Source organism: Janthinobacterium psychrotolerans (genome assembly GCF_001677885.1).
GTDB lineage: Bacteria > Pseudomonadota > Gammaproteobacteria > Burkholderiales > Burkholderiaceae_D > Janthinobacterium > Janthinobacterium psychrotolerans.
In genome coordinates this window covers 1-1,462 of the sequence record NZ_LOCQ01000015.1, presented here as the reverse complement: position 1 = coordinate 1,462, position 1,462 = coordinate 1, and the positions used below count along the sequence as shown (strand labels likewise).

The following is a 1,462-nucleotide window of genomic DNA, read 5'->3' as shown; positions in this document are numbered from 1 at the left end:
TGCAGCGCAAAATCGATGCGCGGCGCGCCTTCTCCTTCCTGCAGGCAATCGGCCAGCATATTGTTGAACGGCGCATTGCCGCAGGCCTGCTGCAGGCGGTTGATGCAGCCGTAGCCGCGGTTATCCAGCACCACGATGATCAGCTTTTTATCGAGCATGACCGAGGTGGCGATCTCCGAATTCATCATCAGATAACTGCCGTCGCCGACCATCACGATCACGTCGGCATCGGGTTTGGCCATCTTGACGCCCAGGCCGCCGGCGATTTCATAGCCCATGCACGAGTAACCGTATTCCATATGGTAGCCGCCGGGGGTGGACGTGCGCCACAGCTTGTGCAACTCGGCCGGCAAGGTGCCCGCCGCGCAGACGACGATATCGCTGGTGGTCGAGGTGGTGGCTGAACGCTGCACGGCGCCGATCACTTCGCCGTCATACGGCAGGCCGTCCACCTCGCGCTGACCGGTAATGGCGGTGACGGTGTCGCGCCAGCCGGCCGCTTCGCGCCGCGCCAGCTCTTGCCATTGCGCGCTGCTGGACCAGTCTTGCAACAAGGCCGACAATCCCTGCAGGCCCAGGGTGGCATCGGCCTGCACACCAAGCCCCCGGCGTTTCAGGGCGTCAAAGCCATTCACATTCAGGCTGACCAGTTCGGCCCTGGCAAACAGCGAGTTCGAGCCGGTCGTGAAATCCTGCAGCCGCGTGCCGACGGCCAGTACCACATCAGCCTGGCTGGCCAGCGAATTGGCGGCAGGTGATCCGGTGACGCCGATCGCCCCCAGCTGCAGCGCATGGTCCCACGGCAAGGCACTTTTACCGGCATGGGTTTCCGCCACGGGAATACCATGGCGCTCGGCAAACGCCCGCAAGGCTGCGCCGGCCTGGCCGTACAGCACGCCGCCACCGGCCACGATCAAAGGCTGCTGCGCGTTGCGCAACACGTCCGCAGCCTCTTCCAGCTCGGAAACCACCGGTGGAATTGCACGAAACCGTACCACGCGCGGCGCAAAAAACTCTTCCGGGTAATCATACGCCATGGTCTGCACATCCTGCGGCAGCGACAGGGTGACCGGGCCGCAGGCGGCCGGGTCCGTCAGGGCGGCGATGGCGCGCGGCAAGGCCGTCAATAGCTGTTCCGGATAGATAATGCGGTCGAAATAACGCGACAGCGGCTTGAAGGCGTCGTTGACGGACACGCTGCCGTCCCCGCCATCTTCCAGCTGCTGCAATACCGGGTCCGGCGCGCGCGAGACGAATACGTCACCCGGCAGCAATAGCACCGGCAGGCGGTTCACATGGGCCAATGCGGCGGCCGTCAGCAGATTGGTGGCGCCGGGACCGATCGAGCTGGTCACGGCCATCATGCGCCGGCGCATATGGGCCTTGGCGTAGGCAATCGCCGCATGCGCCATCGCCTGCTCATTGTGGGCGCGGTAGGTGGGAAAGCTGTCCTTGTATTGAT

The 1,462-nt window shown here is 64.3% G+C and carries 1 protein-coding gene; it reads right to left on the bottom strand.

Annotation, left to right across the window (positions count from 1 at the left end):
• Positions 1–1,462, bottom strand: a 1,462-nt coding sequence (gene iolD / locus ASR47_RS00115; RefSeq protein WP_065305758.1) for a 3D-(3,5/4)-trihydroxycyclohexane-1,2-dione acylhydrolase (decyclizing), incomplete at both ends; no start/stop codon positions are given.